Source organism: Bifidobacterium magnum (assembly GCF_000741255.1).
In the GTDB taxonomy this organism is placed as follows: Bacteria; Actinomycetota; Actinomycetes; order Actinomycetales; family Bifidobacteriaceae; genus Bifidobacterium; species Bifidobacterium magnum.
Genome location: NZ_JGZB01000003.1, coordinates 338,478 through 356,596, shown reverse-complemented (window position 1 = coordinate 356,596; position 18,119 = coordinate 338,478). Strand labels below are relative to the sequence as shown.

The following is an 18,119-nucleotide window of genomic DNA, read 5'->3' as shown; positions in this document are numbered from 1 at the left end:
ACAACGTTTCGCCAGCAAATACAGCCGAACGCAATACCTTGGCTTACAATGGTGCCCGTGTTTGCTCCACGTTTTCGCCTAGCGCTTGCCCGCGTCCGGTCACGTCGCGCCCGCCGGTGGTCGCTGGCCGTCGCGCTGGTGGCGCTACTGATCGTGGTGCTGGAATGCGGCGTATGCAATATGGCCCATTGGCGTTCCCTCGCCGCGAGCACGGACAGCGCGAGCTATGCGAACGTGTTGGGACCGGGCGTGCACGAAACGCGGCAGGGGCTGCTTGAGGTGACTGATCCCGCGCACGCCTATGTCGAAGTCGACGCCGACGGGTCCTCTCCCTATATATATGTGGAACCCGTCTCTTCTGCAAAGCTGTCCGGCGCATTGGCCGGCCCGCATGCCAGCGATGTGGCGTCCACCGTGTATGTGCGCGTGCAATCCGGGGACGGCTCCGCCCCCAGCGTGTCGCTCACCCCGTACGCGCCGCGATCCCTGTATGTCAAGGCCGCGGCACATGGCGCTTCGCCGCATGGCGCGTTGCGCGTGTGGATCGAGGAGCCGGTCGGCGCGATGGTTCCCATAGCGCATGTGCGCGCCAACGTGCATGTTCCGTTTTCCTGGTCGTGGGCGCAGGTGGGCATCATGGCTGCGGTGGCGCTGCTGGTCGCACTGTTGCGCCCGTCCTCGCGCTGGTGGGCCATACCGCTGAATACCACAAGCTTGCGCCAGCGGCTCGTGTTCGCGCTCGTCATGACGGCGCTTGGCGTCGCCGTGCTTGTGCAGGCGGCCGCCATCGCTTCCACGCACACGGCACCGCTCACGTTCCATCGCGCGGGCGAATACACCTACGATTTTGACCAGTACGGCCATGTGGCCGACGCCCTGTTGCACGGCCGAACCTGGCTGGATTTGCCCGTTCCCGACGCTTTGGCCCAGGCCGGAAACCCCTATAGTGTTGCCACGCGCAACGCGTTGAACAGTGCCGGCGTTTCCCCGCTGTACTGGGATTACGCGTTCTACCACGGGCACTGGTATTCCTATTTCGGCGTGGTGCCCGCCGTATCGTTCTTCCTCCCCTACCAGCTTGCCACCTCGTGGTTCGTGCCCGGCGGCCTTATGCTGCCGTCGGCGTGCGCCGAACTGCTTGCGATGTTCGTTTTCACGCTGTTCGCCTGCCTGCTCGTCGTGCGCCTCGTCAAACGTTGCGTGCCGCGCACCCCTCTTGCGGGAGTCTGCCTGCTATGCGTCATGTTTCTGATCGGCGCCAACAGCGTGTACTTGTGGTACCGTCTCAATTTCTATTCCGTACCGTTCGCGACGGCGCTCATGTTCACGATGGCCGGATTGTGGCTGTGGTTGGGGGCCGATCAGGCGGTCATGCGCCGCGGACGGTGCGCATTGCCCGGCGTTCCCGCACTGTCGCTGCCGCATCTGGCGGGCGGCGCATGCTGTATCGCGCTCACGTTCGGATGCCGCCCCACTTTCGCGCTGACGGCGCTGCTGGCATTCGCGCTGTTCTGGCGCCAGATCCGCGCGTGCGGCCGTGTGATCGCCTCGCGCGACCGGACCCATTATGGCGCGGTGGCTCGCGCCGTGGCCGCCATGATTCTTCCCGCGGCGTTCGTAGTGGGGCCAGTATGCCTCTACAATGCGGCGCGTTTCGGTTCCCCGTTCGATTTTGGCAACGCGTACCAGTTGACTGTCACGGACATGACGAGCTTCCATACGCCGCTTGCCAATATCGCGCCCATCATGGGCTACTATTTCGCCCTGCCGCTACGGTTCCAGCCCCAATTCCCGTGGCTCGCGATCAGTCCCACGCCGCTTAGCCAATGGGCGTTCACCGAGCCGTGCGTGTGCGGACTGTTCATTTTGGCGCCGGCCGCATTGGCCACGTTCGCGCTGCCGGCGGTCCGCCGCGGCATCCGGCGAGCGCACTGCACGGGCATGCTGGCGTCCGCACTCGTGCTGGGCGTGCTGTTGGCCGCGTTCGACAGCTATGTGGGCGGTTTCGCATGGCGTTACATGGCCGATTTCGGATGGTTGTTCATGCTGGCCGCCGTTCCCGTGCTCGCCTATTGGATGCGCGTATGGAAGCCGGCGCGCGTCCTCATCACCTTGGTCGCGTGGTGGATGGTAGTGCTTGCGGCGCTCAGCTGTTTTGTCGTCGGCCGCGACGATTCGCTGATCAACAATATGCCCGGGCTGTTCCACACGGTGCAGGCGTGGTTCACGCTGCTCTAGACATGTGGCGGTCGATCGCGCGGCTACAATAAGCCTCATGAGTTTTGCGCAATGGTTCCATTTCGGCGCCCGTTTGAATACCGTTTCCGCGGTGGACATCCACACGGACGGCTTGTCGTACGCTTTTCCGGACGGGTCGGTCGGCCTGAAACCTACCACGGTCGACTTTTCCGCAAGCGACGGTCATGTGGCCATCATCGGATTGAACGGCGCGGGCAAATCCACGCTGCTGCAATTGTTGGCGGGACTGATGGAACCGACGCAAGGAATGGTGCGCTATACGGACGCGGACGGCGACGAATGGACCAGCCGGTCGGCGTCGGGACGCAAGCGGCTCAACAATATTTGCGGCTATATCGAACGCGACGAAATCCCTGCCATATTCAATGAGGAACTGTCCATCCGTGAGGCGTTCGACGCGCTGTTGCGCCACCACCATATGCACAATCCGGAACGGGAGGCCACGCGCGAGCACCTGTTCGCGCACTTCGACCTGACGCAGGTCGCTCACATGCCCGTCACGGCGCTGGACACCGAACAGTTGCACATGCTGTCGATCGCGATAGCGTGCGCACACAATCCCGCGGCGCTTATCGCCGACGAGCCCACGCGCGGGCTCGATGAAATCAGCTCCGGCCATGTGGCGCGCGCCTTGCTGAGCTACGACAAGCCCATCATGTTCGCGACGCACGATGTCGACATGGTCACCTGCCCCGACTATCACGTTACGCGAACGCTGGTCATGGACGACCAGTCGGTCGTATTTGACGGTACGCCGCGCGAGGCCGCCCAATTCTACAGCGACCTGATCCGCGGCAAATACAAGCGTATGACGATGGGCGCGGCTCCCGTCACGCTTCCATAAGGTCGCGCACCGCACGCAACACGACATTGACATTCGCGGCGAAATCGTCGGGTTCGGGCAACAGCGAGATGGCCAGATACCCGTTTGAGGTCATGTCGAAGAAGTAGCCGGGCTGTCCGCTGGTGTCATATTCGCGCAACATGTGCAATACGAGCTCGTTTTCGTCGAAGATCGCGGGCACGCGCAGCAGCACGTTCCAGCCGCCTTCGGCGCGCAGCACGTCCACCACGCCCAGTTCATCTTCGCGCAGCATGGTGTGCAGCGTGGCAAGATTGCCGCGCACCCGTTCGCGCACGCGCGCCGTTTGCGCGGGCGCCTCATCAAGCATGCCGGGGATGGCATGCGCGACGAGTTCGCTCATGGGAAGGAAATCGTCAGCGATTACGTCAAGGCGGCGCTGCGCCTCGCGCACGTCGGCCTCCGGCCCCGACACTTCGATCCAACCGACCTTGGCGTGGGGGGCGGCCAGCATTTTCGAAAAACCGTCCAGCGCGAACGTGAGCACGCGCGACTCCCCCGCAAAACGCCGGTTGCCGTCGAACGGTTCGAGATCGTAATCGTAAAAGACTTCGTCGGCGATAATGGCGATGCCATGCCGCTTGCACATTTCGACGAGGCGCTCGCGCTCTTCGGGCTTGACATACGAGCCGGACGGATTGTTCGGATTGATCACGATCAGCGCGCGGATGCGCGGTCCGTCGGGTCCTTGCAACAGTTGCTCGATTTGCGCCACGTCGATATACCAGGATCCGTCATAGCGCAGCTGGTATTCAATGGAATCCACGCATTCAAGGCGTGCAATCGATTCGATAAGCGGATAGCCGGGTTTGGGCGCGAGCACCGCGTCCCCCGCATCGCACAGCAGTTTCATAAGCCACGAGTAGGCCTGGGAAGTGGAACTCAGCACATAGAAAGAATCCGCCGAGCCGCGTCCCAAATATTGCGCCAAGGCTTCGCGCGCATAGCGTTGGCCACGCGGTTGGGCCGCATACTCGTCTGGCAACGACGCGGGCGCCAGATGGTGGCGCGTGGGGTTGGAATCGTTGAGCTTGCGGAACGCATGGCCGGCGTGAACGTATTCGGCTTCGGCCGCGGCGATCGGATTGGGCTGGGAAATGTCTACTCGCGTTGAAAAATGCACGCCAACATACTACGCCGGCGCAACGAAAAAACGGTCCCCAGTTGGCGTACGAGCCGGGGACCGTCAAGGCCGCGCGCTTATGGCGTGCAGCACGTATCTAGCGCATTGCCGAATCAGCGGTCAAACTTGGAAGCGGCATATGCGGCGGCACCGATGATGCCGGCCTCGTTCTTGAGCGTCGCGGCCACGATCGGCGTATTGATTTCGATGTACGGCAGGAACTTCTGCGAAACGCGGGAAACGCCGCCACCGACCACGAACAGGTCCGGGTTGAAGTACAGCTCCATGAGGCTGTAGTACTTCGTCAGGCGCTTGGCCCACTTCTTGTAGCCCATGTCGAGCTTCTCACGCACGGACGAGGCGGCATACTTTTCAGCGTCGCCCTTGCCCTTCTTCAGCTCGATGTGGCCGAGCTCCGTGTTCGGGATAAGCACGCCGTTGTAAATCAGGGCCGTGCCGATGCCCGTGCCGAGCGTAGTGGCGATCACCAGACCGTCCTGGCCCTTCGCGGCGCCGAACTGCTGTTCGGCCAGACCCGCGGCGTCAGCGTCGTTGACCACGGTCACGGGGCGTCCGCACGCCTCGGAGAACACTTCGGTCACGTCCACGCCAATCCACGACTGGTCGAGGTTCGCCATGAAGTCGAGCTTCTTGCCCGGCTTGATCGGCGCCGGGAACGCGATGCCGACGGGCACGTCCTCGGGCACTTCGAAGTGGTCGAGCTGCTGGCGCACAATGTCGCCGACAGCCTGCGGAGTGGAGTGTTCCGGGGTCAAAATCTTAAGACGCGGTTCAGCGAATTCACCCTTTTCCAGATTGACAGGAGCGGCCTTGATTCCGGATCCGCCAATATCTACACCGAACGCCTGGGCAGTTTCAATCATCGTTGACCTTTCGTCTCACAAGAAAACGTTTGCATCATAGCTGCGGCTTGGATCCGTCGCCCTCGCGACAGCCGCCTGCAACTGTGCCCAATCATAACGCGTCCTGTACGCGAATGCATCATTTTCGACCAAAATATAGGTGTCGGCATAAATAATCTCACAATTCGTCCACAAAATACGTTTGCAATCGATTTCATGGGCATAGTGACCCCACGGCGCCCATCCATGCCGTACTATGGAACCGCACATATCAGTTTCAGGGAAGGTGCAATTCCTTACTGGCGGTAATGGGCGCACACACGTCGCCTTAGCCCGCGAGCCCGAAGGGTCGATCCGGTGAGATTCCGCGAGCCAACGGTATAGTCCGGATGAAAGAAACGAGTATTTCCTATGGGACATTCCACACACCAGTCACGTCCGCCGCGCCAGCAGGGCGGTTCCAACCCGGTTTCGCCGCTCGACCGCACGCGTCCCGACACCGACCATTCCACAGGAGTCGGCGACCACGGACGCTGGTCCACACGCCGCATCGCGCTGTACGCGCTGTGCACGGCGCTGGCCATGGCCGCAAGCTTCCTCGAAATCCCGCTCATGCCCGCCGCACCCTGGCTCAAATACGACCCGTCGGGCATCGTATGCCTGATCGCCGGATTCGCGTTCGGACCGTCCGCGGCCGTGATCGTGAGCATTCTCGGTTTCCTCCCCCACCTGTTCATCAACCCGTGGGGCTCGCTTATGGCGATGGCCGTGGCGCTCGCCTGCAGCGTTCCGGCCGCGTTGATCTACCGCAAGAAGCCCACGCGCACGCGCGCGGCGCTCGCGCTGGTCGTCGGCTCGCTGGCCGCACTGGCCGTGGCCCTGGTCGGCAACCTCCTGGTCACGCCGCTGTACGCGCATATGAGCATGCCACAGGTGGCACTTATGATCCTGCCGATCCTGCTGCCGTTCAACCTCATCAAACTGTGCATCAACGCCGTGGTGACATTCCTTATTTACAAGCCGATTTCCACGGCGATCGGCCACCACTGATGGGCGGGACGAACGAATCGCGCGCCGTACTCGCCGACTTGCACGATGTCGGCTTCCGTTACGGCGACGCGGCATGGGTTTTCCGTAACATTTCCTTGCGCATCCATGCCGGCGAACGCATCTGCCTTACGGGAGGCAACGGCTCGGGAAAGTCCACGCTCGGACGAGTGATCGCCGGACTCGTGGCGCCCGACGAAGGCGACGTCACGCTCATGGGCCAGCATGTATTCAACTCCAGCCGCGGGGCGGATCCGGCGGCCTACCGTGCTGCGCGCCGTTCATTGGGCGCCGTGTTCCAGAATCCGGCGGACCAGATGGTCACCACGCGTGTGGAAGACGACGTGGCGTTCGGCCCTGAAAACCTCAACGTGTCGCGCGAGCATATCGGCGAGCGCGTCACACACGCCTTGCAACAGGTGCGGCTGCTCGACCAACGCCAGGCCGACCCCATGCGCATGTCGGGCGGTCAGCAGCAGCGTGTGGCCATTGCGGGCATGCTCGCCATGCACAGCCGCCTGCTTGTGCTCGACGAGCCGACGGCCATGCTTGACGAACGTTCCCGCGCCGAGGTGATGGACACGTTGCGCCATATTCAGCGCCGTGGTACGGCGGTCGTGCTGATTACGCACCATGAGGACGAGTTGGCGGGCGCGGACCATGTTTGGCGTCTGGAAAACGGCGCATTGCATGAGGTGGAAACGGCTCATGAGACGCAGACCCAGCCGATACCACCGCATCCTGGCCAATCCGCACAGGACGGTACAAGAATTGCCGTCCCGGTACCCTCTTCCCGTTCCACACCGGCCGCCATTGAGTTGCGCAATGTCTCATTCCGCTACCCGGACGCCCCCGATGATGTGCTGCGCGACTTTTCGCTGACGGTCCGCAATGGCGAATGCGTGGCGCTTATGGGCCCCAACGGGTCGGGCAAAACCACGTGCGCCCGGCTCATATGCGCATTGCAGCAGCCGACTTCCGGACGAGTGGAAGTGGCCGGCATTCCCGTGGCCACACCGCACGGCCGCCACGTGAAAGAGGCGTCCGGAGCGCAATTGGACCGCTTGCACCGCACGCTCGGATTTGTGATGCAGCATGCCGAGCGCCAGCTGTTCGCCCCCACCGTGCGAGAGGACATCGCGTACGGGCCGCACGCCCAGGGCCGCGATACCCAAGAAACGGACCGCCTCGTACTCCATGCCGCCGAACAGCTGCATATTGAGCATTTGTTGGACCGCAATCCGATGGAACTGTCCATGGGCCAGCAGCGGCTTGTGGCCATCGCGGGAGTGCTGGCTTGCGAACCGCGCATACTGGTCATGGACGAGCCGACGGCCGGACTTGACGAAGCGGCCCGCGAGCGGCTGCTGCGCATTGTTCGCGCGCTGCGCGAACAGGGCATGACGATCGTGATGGTGACGCACGAGCGGCACGAGGCCGAAATCGTGGCGGACCGCATTGTCGAATTCGCGCCGCGCCCGCAACACGAACGTGCGCAGGCGCCGTTGGATTCATGGATCGGCCGTTTGGATCCACGTTGCAAAATGCTCGGGTTCCTTGTGCTCATGTTCAGCGCGTTCGCGCTGCGCTCTTTGGCGCAGTTGGCGGCCTCGCTCGTGGTGGTGGGCGCCATTATCGCGTTGAGCCGCGTGCCATTGCGCCACATCTTGCGCCAGATGCGCGGGTTCCTCGTGTTGTTCGCGATTATCGGAGCGTTGAACATATTCGTGGTGCATACGGGAAGTACGCTTGTTCAATGGGGCGCGTTCATCGTCACCACGGGCGGCGTGGGCACGGCCGTGCTGTATGCCGTGCGGTTCTCGCTGGTCATGGTGCTGGCCGCCATATTGTTGGCCACCACCACACCCACTGCCATGACCGACGCGTTTGGCGCGATACTCAAACCGTTGCGCGTGTTTGGCGTACATACGCAGGATATCGCGCTCGTGTTCAGTCTGGCGTTGCGTTTCCTCCCCACGCTCACGCAGGAGGCACACGACATTCTCGAGGCGCAGATTTGCCGCGGCGCGTCCTTCGCCCACGGTTCCCCGTTCAAACGTGTACGCGCGTTGTGCGCCATCATGATCCCCGTATTCACCGCGTCCCTGCGCCACGCCGACACGTTGAGCCTGGCGCTTGACGCGCGCTGTTACGAAGATGGCATACCGCGCACGCAATGGCGGGCGTTGCGCATGCGGGGGCGCGACTGGATGTTTCTGGCGATCGTGTGCATACAGATTGTGGTGGCCATGGGAGTCCCCTCCGCCGTATTTGGCTGGGGCGGCGCGTAAACTTGCGTTGTTCACAACATTTCGCTGTTACGCACGAATATTGTTGTATTGAGGAGTTACACATATGGCACTGACCAAAAAGCAGGTCAAGCAGTTGCGCGGCATGGGCCAGCGCATCAATCCGTTGATCGCCATCGGCAAGAACGACATTACGGAAACGCTGATCGACCAGGCCGACGAGACGATCGAAAAGCGCGAGCTCGTCAAGTTCACGGTTCAGGACGGCTCCATGCTTACGGCCCGCGAAGCGAGCGAGAAGCTTGCCGAGGCGCTGCATGCCGAAGTCATCCAGGTGATCGGCAACCGTTTTGTGCTGTTCCGCCGTTCCCTGCGCAAGGACGTCGAACATATCGCCCTGGTGCGCGAGTAAGGATTGCGGACAGCAATTCTGTCATACGAACATGAAGGCCGGCCGTAGACCGGCCTTCACTCATATTCAAGCGAGTCGATGATGACTATTGATAGGTACGGCACCGTTGCCATTGATGAATCCACCTTCCCTGATCCTCTTATGCGCGTAATCGTGCGCGAATCCTGGGATACGGACCGCGACGGCGTATTGTCGGAGGGCGAGCGCCGGCGCGTCACGCAATTCCTGTTCGACGGCGACAATTATGACGATCCGCTGCGTTCTGTTCAAGGGATTGAATATGCGCCATATCTTAGGGAACTTACGGTCCGCCATACTCCGCTCGAATCACTCGACGTCTCGCACAACGCCCGTCTGGAATATTTGTGCGCAACCGACTGCGGTCTCGGCTCGCTGGACGTATCGCACAATCCGCGAATTGTCGGACTGTATGTGGACGGCAACGATTTGGCGCGACTCGACACGTCGGACAATCCCGATCTTGCGTACCTGTATGCGGGAGGCAACAGGCTGCGGTCGCTGGACACTTCCCGTAATCCGCAACTCGTCAAATTGGAGGTTCCCGACAATGCCCTGGTCCGCTGCGACCTGTCAGAAAACTGCGAGCTGACGGATCTGAATGTGCGCGGCAATCGCCTGTCCACGCTGGACCTGTCGCGCAATAGGCAGCTGACCGAACTCGATGTCAGCGGTAACTGCCTGGGATCACTGGATCTTTCCTGTAATCCCGAACTCGTCTACATGCATGCGGACAACAACCGTCTGGATTCCCTCGATGTGTCGCGCAACACGAAACTTACCGAATTGTGGGCAGGTGGCAATCGTATCGGCTCGTGCGATGTGTCGCGCAACGGGGAATTGATCAGCCTGAGCCTGCGTGACAACCGGCTATGCGCTTGCGACGTGTCACACAACGGGAAGCTTGTGGAGCTCAATGTCAGCGGCAACCAGCTGCGATCGCTGGATCTTTCCCATAACGCGGATCTGGAGTATCTGTTCGTGCGGCACAACGAACTGCGCGGCCTTGACCTGTCGCACAACAACGCGCTGGTCGAAGTGTTGGCGGACGGCAACCCGGGCTTTACCGGGGCTGCTTCGCCAGTTGCTCCTTGATCCACGACTCGAGAATGACAGCATGGTTGCATGCCGGATCTTTGGCCGCGTACAGCAGCGTCACATTCTCATGCTGCAGCAGATCCGCCACCTGCCGCACGAACTCGTGCGCCTCGGGACGCTCGTCCAGTTCGTCGAGATATTGGGCGCGGAACGCGTCGAACTTGGCGGGATCGTGGCCGAACCATTCGCGCAACTGCGTGGAGGGCGGCACCTGCGTCTTGTCCCACGCGTCAAGCGCGGCACGGACTTTGCTCACGCCGCGCGGCCACAGGCGGTCCACCAGCACGCGGTAGCCGTCATCCGGTGAAGGCGCCTCATAAATGCGCTTGATGCGTACTTCGTATGCCATAGGTACTCCTTGACGATTGGCCAACAGGTTCCGCCCTCGAGTGTAAGTCGCCGCGCGAACTTGCACGTACGCCTTGGGAAATATCGCCATGGCCGCATACGGTTGGCCGCCAACCAGCCGCACCTAGTCGAGCGGTAGCGTGGACTCGCGCTGTACGAGTTTGCAGGGAATGAACTCGGCGCCATGGTGCGGGTTGCCGTCGATGGCGTCCATCAAGAAACGGGCGGCGTGGCGGCCGATGCGCTCCGCCTCGTTGTCGATGCTTGTCAGGGATGGGCGCGAACTTTGGGTAAGGACGTCCCAATTGTCATGGCCGATCACGGCCACATCTTCGGGAATGCGCAAATTGCGCTGCTTGAGCGCGTCGATGCAGCCGCGCGCCAACTGGTCGTTCTGGCAGACGACACCATCGAATTCATAACCCTGTTCAAGCAACAGGCGCGTGGCCGCACGCCCCCAGCTTTCCGACCAGTCCCCCGAGCGTACGGGACCGACGGGTTCGAGCCCCACTTCCCCAAGCGCTTCGAGCGCGCCTTTGAGGCGGTCTTGCGACGCCGTATAGGCCTGGTCGCCCACAATAAGCGCGATGCGGTGGCGCCCGCAGGAGATCAAATGGTTGACGGCCATGCGTCCGGCATCCACATGGTCCCCTACGCCTCGCTGCTGATCCCGCTGATGGTGTGGTTCAAGGACATCGGCCTCAACGACACGCTGCTGGGCGTCTCCCTCGTCATCACGCTGTTCCAGCTGCCCATGAGCACGTTCATCATGCGCAACGCGTTCGACGCCATCCCCAAGGACATGGAGGAGGCCGCCATGGTGGACGGATGCAACTCCTTCCAGTCGCTCGTACGCATCCTCGTGCCCGTAGTCAAGCCGTCCATGGTCACCGTCGGCCTGCTCGCTTTCCTCGAGGCATGGAACAACTTCATGATCCCGCTGTACCTGTCGAGCTCCTCGAAGTACACGCTGCCGCTCGCGCTTGTGAACATGCGCCAGCAACGACGAGGGCATAAGCATTGAGCAGACGGGCGACTATCCGTGGGACGGCACCATCGGCTGGACCATCGCCAACGGTTCGGACCATGCGTTGCGTTTCGGCGTACGCATTCCCGCCTGGTCGGACGGCGCGCGCACGCTGCTGGTGGACGGCTCCCCCAATACCACGGCGCCCGAGGACGGCATCGTCTACGTCACCGTCGATGCCCACAGCGACATGACGGTCACGCTGGAGCTGCCCATGGAAGCCAAACTTGTACGGGCCTCGAACCGTGTAAAGGAGACGGTCGGCCAGGTCGCGCTTATGCGCGGACCGATCGTATATTGCGCCGAATCCTGCGACAATCCGGGACCACTATGGCTGTATACCGTCAACCCCGGCGAGGCGGCCAGCGCCGAGCATGACGAAGGTCTGCTGGGCGGCGTGACAGTGGTGCGCCAGCCCGCGTGGCGCCAACCCGAGGATCCCGAAACGCAACCGCTGTATGTTCCGGCTACGCCACGTCCTCGCGAAGCGTGTGAAGTGACGATGGTGCCCTACTACACGTGGGCCAACCGCGACGAGGGCCAAATGCGCGTATGGCTGCCTTGCGCTCCATACGAGGCCGACACCAACCGGTAAGTCCAGTACATCTACGGCGACAAGGAGGCGCCACACCGCACAACAATGCAAGAAGGGACTGCGCGAAATGTCGCACAGTCCCTTCTTTATGGCTTTGGCAAGCCTTCATGCCCTCAGCTTCAAATCAGTCGCGGCCCAATGGGTTGACACCCTCGTTCGAGGCGTCCACTTCGCTGTCGTACATGAACGCATGCAGATGCTCCTCAATGCGCTCGTCCTCGGACAGCGGCTGCGGCATCGGGAACGGCGTCATCGGTTCCTGCTGCACGCGGTTCATGCCCTTGTGGTCGTAGAACGAGTAGTCGCTCGTCGTATCGGTCATCAGGAAGTAGTTCTTCACACCGTTGGCCTTGAACTGGTCGAGCAGCCAGTCGAACAGGTGCGCGCCGATGCCCTGGCCCTGCACATCCGGGTCCACCATGAACAGCACGACTTCCGCGTCGTAGGCGTGGCCTTCACGCTTGGCGGCCTTGAGCATCGCCTCGTTGGCGCGCTTCATTTCCTTGAGGCGGTGAGCCAGCACGCGGCCTTCCTGGCTCGTGACGAGGCCGGCCATGAGCTTGAGCGTGTTGGTGTGGTGCTTGTTGACGGCCGGGCGCGTCTCGAGGGAGTCGATGCGTCCCAGAATCACGCCGACCACACGTCCGGCCACAACCGCCACCTGGGCGGTGGTGGTGCGGGCCAAAGCGTATTCAAAGTCGATTTCCGCGGCGCGGTGGGCGGTGGCCCAATCGCATTCGTTGTCGTTGTACCATGCATTGCACACCATGTTGATCAGCGCCGAATAATCGTCGCGCGTCATGGTCCTATAAGTTACCGTTTCAGTCATGATCTCATCCTACGACGCCAAGCGCCTTTACTCTAAAACAATGGATACGTTCAACATATCTCGAAATGGTGACGAATAGCGCCGTTTTCATTGAACGCAATAAAGCGCGTGACGGCTTACTGCCATTCCTTTTTCCACTGCATCTGCATGCGGTATGCGGAATCCCAGAACATGTATTCATATCCCACGCCGCGCACGAACAGCGTCTCGAGCTGTTCAAGCCGCGATTCGGGCAACGTGCGGGCGATCGGCTCGATATGGTCGATAAGCCAACGCCCCGACGCCCAGAATTCGTCGGTGCGGTACATGTCGATCCACGGTTTGTACGGATTCGAGTCGAGCTCGTCGGCGAACTCGTTGGCCAGGCGCCGCCCGTAATCGGCATACACCCATGCGCATGGCAATATGGCCACAAGAATGTCCACAAGGTCTCCCGTGTACGCCACCGACAAGATGTTGGAAGTGTACGCGTAGGCGAACGCGGACTGTTTCGCGCCCGCCACTGTCGCGGGATCAAGATGGTAGGATTCGAGGAATTCGCGCTGCATGGTCATTTCCCCGTGCACGATACTCGCCTGCACTTGGGCCATGAAATCCATGATTTCCAGATCGTCGGTTTTTGTGGCGGCGATCGCGTGCACTTTGGCGTAGTCGCGCAAGTACAGCGTGTCCTGCGTCAGATAGAAGGCGAATTGTTCGGGTGCCAGCGTTCCCGCGCCAAGTTCGCGGATAAACGGCTGGTTGTATCCGTCTTCCCAAATGCGGTCCGCGGCCGCGCGCAAGCGCTTGGCGAACGGCGGCAGCGTGTTGTTGTCTAGTAACGGTTCCAGATTCATGGGGGTGCTCATCATAGTCATGATGGTATGGTGCGGGAACCCGACGACCGCGGCATGAGGTAACGCATTTTACCGCGCGTGTCAGTATCCGTGCGAATGCAGGTAGGCGTCGTCGAATCCGAAATAGTGGCCGAGTTCATGCAGCACGGTGACGCGGATCTGGTCGACGAGCTGCTCGCGCGTATTGCAGACGCGTTCGTGCGGCTCCTGGAAAATGGTGATTTTGTCGGGCAATACGCCCGCGTAGGCCGTAGTGCGCCGTGGCAGTGGCACTCCTTGGTACAGTCCCAGCAATTCGCCGCCATGCGTATGGGCCTCGCTCAGCTGGGCCGCGGTGGGCTCTTTGGCCGTTACGATGGCGATATTGTCCAACGCCTGCTGAAAACGTGGGGGAACGCTTGCGAGCGCCTCTTCCACGGCCGCGTCGAAATCGTCATCCGAAATGTGGATCATAGGTTGCGCAGTCCGTCGACGTTCTGTTCTTCCGTTTCGATAACCGGCGCCGGTTCCGTTTCATCGTAGGAAGCGCGTTGTGCGGTAGCTACAAACAGTATGGCGAATACAATCGCTCCGATTCCCGTGGCAATCATGATGTCCCCCCGTCCTTGTCGCATGCCAGGTTCCGTTGGCATGGAGTTGTTAGGGTTTCACTATACGGCGGTAAGCCTTGGAAAATATGCGATTCACTTAGACGAATAGTCCCAGCGTATCTTCAGTGCTTTTCCAGCAACATGTGTCTTCATATATGGTGCGTGAGCGGGATCACAGCGTCTGGTCGAGGTCGCGCAACCGGCGCAGCATGCGGATGAGCATGCCGCTTTCCAGCGCTTCGGCGATGGATCCCTCTTTGCGTTTTTCCCTGCGTACGAGCACAATGACGAGCGCTTCCAGCAGGTCTCCATCCATGGCGTCAATGTTGAGGATGCTGAGGGACACGGACGTGTCCAGCCCGTGGCGTTGGAAGACTTTGGCGTATTCGCATTTGTTGTTGATCACGTCTTCGATCAGCGAGAGCACGGTGTTGGAGTAGATGCAGAATCCCATTTCCCGGCGCGACATGCCGTCGATCGGCATGAATTCGATGTGGTACAGCGGCTGTGCGGGATGTTCGAAGGGTTCGATGTATTGGGTGAGCCAGCGGTAGCGCGGTTCGCTCGATTTTCTGCCGTGGATCAGCGTAAAGGCGTCTGCATAGTGGCGGTAGCGGTCGGATTGGGTGGGCGCGTTCGTGTGCATGCGCACATCGTTATGGCGGGGACGCGCGGGACGGTCGACAGCCATGTTCACTTGCATGCGTTTGCCCATTTCGTAGATGACGGCCGTCATGTGCCGGCAAATATGGCGCTGTTGCGCGCTTTCACACGAGCATGTCATTTTCGCCACGGCATTGTGACGGATAAGCACGTCCACTTGCATGCCTTCAGTGCGGGAGGGATCATCCACTTCCCCGTGCCATATGCCGAACGCCGTTTCATCCAACTGACGCACGCCCCCATGCGCGCTGAGCGAAGCACCTTCTTGAAGGGCCGTTTGGGGGGCCCACTGCGTCACGTCTACGAGCGCACGCCCCACATGCACGCATCCGTCGAGAAGCCGCATGCGCCCCTTGTTGCCCTGCACCAACAATTTGCGCCGTTCATCGGGAATCTCGAGCTCGGCGCGGTATTGCGCCACTTCCATCATGTCAGAGGCTGACTGGTCCCACGACTCGCGGTATTGGGTGCGTACGGCGTCTATGTCGGGATTTTTATTTTCCGTGCCCGCCACGCGATGCCATGCCGCCACGGGGCGCAGCACCTTGACATTTTCGTATAGCACGATGAAGTTCCTGCCGATGGCCGCGAACCACCATTCGTCGAGTACCACGTTGGCGCCGTCGACCAATGCATCTTTCACGGTTTTCCACGTGGGCAAGTTCTGCGCGTCCACATGGAACAGCCCGGCCAGATTGTCGCGCAGCACGCCCGAATACATGACGCCGCCCGTCACTCCCGACGACATGAGGCCACGGAACGACAGGTAGATGGCGGGCACCGAGGCGATATCGCATTGCTCATACACGGTTCCCGGGCCATAGGTCACTATGGGATCGTGGTCTCGACCCGGGCCGTTGGGAGATTGCGGGTAGGGGCAGAACACGAGAGCCCCGCATGACGGGCACTGCTCGAAAACGCGCCCGCCCGTCAACGTGACGGCATCGTCCATGGGCACTTCGTAATTGACATGCGCGAGCGAGGAAGAGAGCACAAAGGAGAAACGGGCGGCGTCGTCCACCTGCGGGTCTCGCAACGGTGTGCCGCAGATGCATTTGTTTCGGATCATGGCGTTCCCCCCAGCAACCACCAATGGCGTGGACATGGCGACGGTTATGATTTCGCTGCCAGTTTCAAAGAATATAACATACCGCCCAATTCTGCATATTCTCTGAATTTTCTCGGTTCACGGGTGGAAAATGACTAAACATTCGTGTAAGTCAGTGTATATGGAAACTCAACAACCGCAGGAACAGTCTCCTGCACAGAACGCGGTGGCTACCGCTCAGGATTCTGAAATCGTGAAGCAGTACACCACTCCGCTGCACACCCCCATCAATGCGGACATCAACTTGTTCGACTTCCTTGACGGACGCGTCGAGCGCGATCCGGACGGCTCCATGATCGGATACAAGGAAGATGGCGGATGGAAGTATTTCAGCGCCACGAAATTCCGCGAGAAAGTCATCGCCATCGGCAAGGGCCTGATCGGTTGGGGCGCGCGTCCGGGCGAATCCATCGCCATTATCGCCCACACGAGCTGGCAGTGGGTGGCGCTGGACATGGCCATCATGGCCATCGGCTGCGTCACGATTCCGGTGTATGAGACGAATTCCGCCTCCCAGATCCGCAACGTGTTCAACGATTCCGAAGTGGTGCTGGCGTTCGCCGAAGACGACACACAGCTCGCCAAGGTCGAATCGGTTACCACGGAGATTCCGTCGCTGCGTGAATCCTTCACTATCGATTCCAACGCGATCGAGGCGATCATCGCGTTCGGCACGAAGATTACCGACGAAGACTTCTACGCGCGCAAGAACGCGTGCCACGGCGACCAGCTCGCCACCATCATCTACACTTCCGGTTCCACGGGAACGCCGAAGGGCGTGGAAATCACGCACAAGAACATGGCCGCCGAATGCATGGACGCGCTGCAGTACATGCCGCGCGCCATCAACATTCCCGACCGCCGCCTGCTGTTGTTCCTGCCGATGAGCCACGTGTTCGCGCGTTTCATGGCCATTGTGGGCTTCGCGGGAACGCTTACCGTGGGCTTGAGCAGCAATATGAAGACGATTGTCAAGGATTTCGAGTCCTTCGGCCCCACGCTGCTGCTCGCCGTTCCTCGCGTGTACGAGAAGGTGTACAACGCGGCTTCCCAGCGCGCCGGTACGGGCGTGGCGGGCAAGATGTTCGCCGCGGCTGCCGAATGCGCCGTGGAATGGTCCGCGCTCGAGCAGGCCGGCAAGAAGCCGACGCTCGCGCTGCGCATGCGCCATGCGTTCTACGAGCAGGTGATTTACAAGAAGATCCGCACGATTTTCGGACCGAACGCCGATTTCGCCATTACGGGCGGCGCTCCGATGGACGCGCGCCTGTCCAACTTCTTCAACGGCATCGGCATGCCCGTGCTGGAAGGCTATGGCATGACGGAAACCTCGGGCCCCGTGTCCGTGAGCCTGCCGGACAACAACCATATCGGCACGATCGGCCAGCCGCTGTGCGGTACGACCGTGGGCATCGCGGCGGACGGCGAACTGTGCTTCCGCGGCGAGAACGTGTGCCGCGGCTACCACGACCAGCCGGAAATCACGGCCCAGCAGATTGTGGACGGATGGCTGCATACGGGCGATCTGGGCGATGTGGACGATGAAGGCTTCATCACCATCACGGGCCGCAAGAAGGACCTCATCATCACGGCCGGCGGCAAGAACGTGTCCCCGTCCGTGCTGGAAACCACGGTCATGACGTCCCCGGTAGTCTCCCAGTGCCTGATTATCGGCGACCGCAAGCCATTCGTGGCTGCGCTCGTCACGCTGGACCTCGAGGACGCCAACGCGTGGCTTACGGCTCATGGCGCCGCTGCGGCCGAGAACTTGGAAGAGCTTTCCAAGAATCCGATCATCCGCACGGAAGTGGAGCGCATCGTCAAGCGCGCCAACGAGGGTGTTTCCCGCGCCGAGTCCATCCGCAAGTTCGAGATTCTGCCGGACGAGTGGACTGTGGAGAACGGCATGATTACGGCCAGCCTCAAGACGCGCCGCGCCCAGATTGTGGAGCACTACAAGAAGCTTATCGACACGGTTATTTACGTGCCGAAGAAGAAGTGATCCGCGCATAACGGTTGAGGCAAGGTCCGCCATGGATGCCCATGGCGGACCTTTTTTATGCCTTTCCTGCCCCGCGGCGGTATTGCGTCCGGGGCGCCGCATGCGCAAAACCCGCAAGACGCACCGATTTTCCATGTCCCGGCTCCAGAGCTATAATGCACGACTGGTTCATGTACGGCTCCGTCCGTGG

General features: G+C 61.0%; 16 protein-coding genes, 2 pseudogenes and 1 riboswitch. Of the genes and pseudogenes, 9 read left to right on the top strand and 9 right to left on the bottom strand.

Translation table 11 applies throughout. The features are described 5' to 3' along the window. Positions 1-57: 57 nt before the first annotated feature. Complete coding sequence (locus BMAGN_RS03480) at positions 58-2,238, top strand: hypothetical protein (RefSeq protein ID WP_238548752.1); 2,181 nt, start codon at positions 58-60, stop codon at positions 2,236-2,238. 37 nt (positions 2,239-2,275) lie between these two features. Beyond that, positions 2,276-3,103: an ATP-binding cassette domain-containing protein gene (locus BMAGN_RS03475; protein ID WP_022859318.1), complete on the top strand. Its 828-nt coding sequence runs from the start codon at positions 2,276-2,278 to the stop codon at positions 3,101-3,103. Here BMAGN_RS03475 and BMAGN_RS03470 read toward each other — a convergent pair. Both BMAGN_RS03470 and ppgK read right to left on the bottom strand, forming a co-directional pair. Beyond that, on the bottom strand, positions 3,090-4,244 hold the full coding sequence (locus BMAGN_RS03470) for a pyridoxal phosphate-dependent aminotransferase (RefSeq protein ID WP_022859317.1): 1,155 nt from the start codon (positions 4,242-4,244) through the stop codon (positions 3,090-3,092). The genes BMAGN_RS03475 and BMAGN_RS03470 overlap by 14 nt on opposite strands. A gap of 113 nt (positions 4,245-4,357) precedes the next feature. After that, the gene (gene ppgK, locus BMAGN_RS03465; protein ID WP_022859316.1) at positions 4,358-5,128 is read right to left on the bottom strand and encodes a polyphosphate--glucose phosphotransferase; all 771 of its coding nucleotides are present in this window, start codon (positions 5,126-5,128) and stop codon (positions 4,358-4,360) included. A 248-nt stretch (positions 5,129-5,376) separates the two neighbouring features. Beyond that, positions 5,377-5,512, top strand: a riboswitch (FMN riboswitch). A 6-nt stretch (positions 5,513-5,518) separates the two neighbouring features. Between ppgK and BMAGN_RS03455 the strand changes: the two genes are divergently transcribed. The 4 genes from BMAGN_RS03455 to BMAGN_RS03440 all read left to right on the top strand — a co-directional run bounded on the left by BMAGN_RS03455 (position 5,519) and on the right by BMAGN_RS03440 (position 9,928). Continuing rightward, on the top strand, positions 5,519-6,157 hold the full coding sequence (locus BMAGN_RS03455; protein ID WP_022859314.1) for an ECF transporter S component: 639 nt from the start codon (positions 5,519-5,521) through the stop codon (positions 6,155-6,157). Continuing rightward, entirely contained in the window at positions 6,157-8,445 is a 2,289-nt protein-coding gene (locus BMAGN_RS03450) for an energy-coupling factor transporter ATPase (protein WP_022859313.1), read from the top strand. Before BMAGN_RS03455 ends, BMAGN_RS03450 begins: the two co-directional genes overlap by 1 nt. A 64-nt stretch (positions 8,446-8,509) precedes the next feature. Beyond that, positions 8,510-8,815: a YhbY family RNA-binding protein gene (locus BMAGN_RS03445; protein ID WP_022859312.1), complete on the top strand. Its 306-nt coding sequence runs from the start codon at positions 8,510-8,512 to the stop codon at positions 8,813-8,815. Between the two features lie 78 nt (positions 8,816-8,893). Then, positions 8,894-9,928 (top strand): leucine-rich repeat domain-containing protein, encoded by a 1,035-nt coding sequence (locus tag BMAGN_RS03440; RefSeq protein ID WP_152593213.1) that lies wholly within the window; start codon positions 8,894-8,896, stop codon positions 9,926-9,928. Here BMAGN_RS03440 and BMAGN_RS03435 read toward each other — a convergent pair. Beyond that, positions 9,897-10,280 (bottom strand): DUF488 domain-containing protein, encoded by a 384-nt coding sequence (locus BMAGN_RS03435; protein ID WP_022859310.1) that lies wholly within the window; start codon positions 10,278-10,280, stop codon positions 9,897-9,899. The genes BMAGN_RS03440 and BMAGN_RS03435 overlap by 32 nt on opposite strands. Before the next feature lie 123 nt (positions 10,281-10,403). Continuing rightward, a pseudogene (locus tag BMAGN_RS08515) lies at positions 10,404-10,928 on the bottom strand (substrate-binding domain-containing protein); the annotation flags it as partial. On the opposite strand from BMAGN_RS08515, the pseudogene BMAGN_RS08510 reads away from it, so the two are divergent. Both BMAGN_RS08510 and BMAGN_RS03420 read left to right on the top strand, forming a co-directional pair. Continuing rightward, positions 10,917-11,291: pseudogene (locus BMAGN_RS08510) on the top strand (carbohydrate ABC transporter permease); the annotation flags it as partial. The pseudogenes BMAGN_RS08515 and BMAGN_RS08510 sit on opposite strands and share 12 nt — an antisense overlap. Position 11,292: 1 nt before the next feature. Next, positions 11,293-11,901 (top strand): glycoside hydrolase family 127 protein, encoded by a 609-nt coding sequence (locus BMAGN_RS03420; protein ID WP_081640826.1) that lies wholly within the window; start codon positions 11,293-11,295, stop codon positions 11,899-11,901. 124 nt (positions 11,902-12,025) lie between these two features. On the opposite strand, the gene BMAGN_RS03415 is transcribed toward BMAGN_RS03420, so the two are convergent. The 5 genes from BMAGN_RS03415 to BMAGN_RS03400 all read right to left on the bottom strand — a co-directional run bounded on the left by BMAGN_RS03415 (position 12,026) and on the right by BMAGN_RS03400 (position 15,888). Then, complete coding sequence (locus BMAGN_RS03415) at positions 12,026-12,730, bottom strand: GNAT family N-acetyltransferase (RefSeq protein ID WP_026501905.1); 705 nt, start codon at positions 12,728-12,730, stop codon at positions 12,026-12,028. 116 nt (positions 12,731-12,846) lie between these two features. After that, entirely contained in the window at positions 12,847-13,566 is a 720-nt protein-coding gene (gene tenA / locus BMAGN_RS03410) for a thiaminase II (RefSeq protein WP_022859306.1), read from the bottom strand. 81 nt (positions 13,567-13,647) lie between these two features. Further along, on the bottom strand, positions 13,648-14,016 hold the full coding sequence (locus BMAGN_RS03405; protein ID WP_026501903.1) for a metallopeptidase family protein: 369 nt from the start codon (positions 14,014-14,016) through the stop codon (positions 13,648-13,650). After that, a complete protein-coding gene (locus BMAGN_RS08275) occupies positions 14,016-14,180 on the bottom strand; it encodes a hypothetical protein (RefSeq protein WP_155802523.1) in 165 nt (54 codons plus the stop codon). Before BMAGN_RS08275 ends, BMAGN_RS03405 begins: the two co-directional genes overlap by 1 nt. A gap of 148 nt (positions 14,181-14,328) precedes the next feature. Beyond that, a complete protein-coding gene (locus BMAGN_RS03400; protein ID WP_026501902.1) occupies positions 14,329-15,888 on the bottom strand; it encodes a DUF6508 domain-containing protein in 1,560 nt (519 codons plus the stop codon). A 160-nt stretch (positions 15,889-16,048) separates the two neighbouring features. On the opposite strand from BMAGN_RS03400, the gene BMAGN_RS03395 reads away from it, so the two are divergent. Beyond that, the gene (locus BMAGN_RS03395; RefSeq protein ID WP_022859303.1) at positions 16,049-17,929 is read left to right on the top strand and encodes an AMP-dependent synthetase/ligase; all 1,881 of its coding nucleotides are present in this window, start codon (positions 16,049-16,051) and stop codon (positions 17,927-17,929) included. Positions 17,930-18,119 lie beyond the last annotated feature (190 nt).

What these genes read in the sequence shown, in the direction of transcription:
- BMAGN_RS03475 (WP_022859318.1), top strand. Translation starts at nt 2,276, where the DNA reads ATGAGTTTTGCGCAATGGTTCCATTTCGGCGCCCGTTTGAATACCGTT.
- BMAGN_RS03445 (WP_022859312.1), top strand. Translation starts at nt 8,510, where the DNA reads ATGGCACTGACCAAAAAGCAGGTCAAGCAGTTGCGCGGCATGGGCCAG.
- BMAGN_RS03435 (WP_022859310.1), bottom strand. Translation starts at nt 10,280, where the DNA reads ATGGCATACGAAGTACGCATCAAGCGCATTTATGAGGCGCCTTCACCG.
- BMAGN_RS03415 (WP_026501905.1), bottom strand. Translation starts at nt 12,730, where the DNA reads ATGACTGAAACGGTAACTTATAGGACCATGACGCGCGACGATTATTCG.
- BMAGN_RS08275 (WP_155802523.1), bottom strand. Translation starts at nt 14,180, where the DNA reads ATGCGACAAGGACGGGGGGACATCATGATTGCCACGGGAATCGGAGCG.
- BMAGN_RS03400 (WP_026501902.1), bottom strand. Translation starts at nt 15,888, where the DNA reads ATGATCCGAAACAAATGCATCTGCGGCACACCGTTGCGAGACCCGCAG.
- BMAGN_RS03395 (WP_022859303.1), top strand. Translation starts at nt 16,049, where the DNA reads ATGGAAACTCAACAACCGCAGGAACAGTCTCCTGCACAGAACGCGGTG.
- ppgK (WP_022859316.1), bottom strand. Translation starts at nt 5,128, where the DNA reads ATGATTGAAACTGCCCAGGCGTTCGGTGTAGATATTGGCGGATCCGGA.
- BMAGN_RS03440 (WP_152593213.1), top strand. Translation starts at nt 8,894, where the DNA reads ATGATGACTATTGATAGGTACGGCACCGTTGCCATTGATGAATCCACC.
- BMAGN_RS03450 (WP_022859313.1), top strand. Translation starts at nt 6,157, where the DNA reads ATGGGCGGGACGAACGAATCGCGCGCCGTACTCGCCGACTTGCACGAT.
- tenA (WP_022859306.1), bottom strand. Translation starts at nt 13,566, where the DNA reads ATGAATCTGGAACCGTTACTAGACAACAACACGCTGCCGCCGTTCGCC.
- BMAGN_RS03455 (WP_022859314.1), top strand. Translation starts at nt 5,519, where the DNA reads ATGGGACATTCCACACACCAGTCACGTCCGCCGCGCCAGCAGGGCGGT.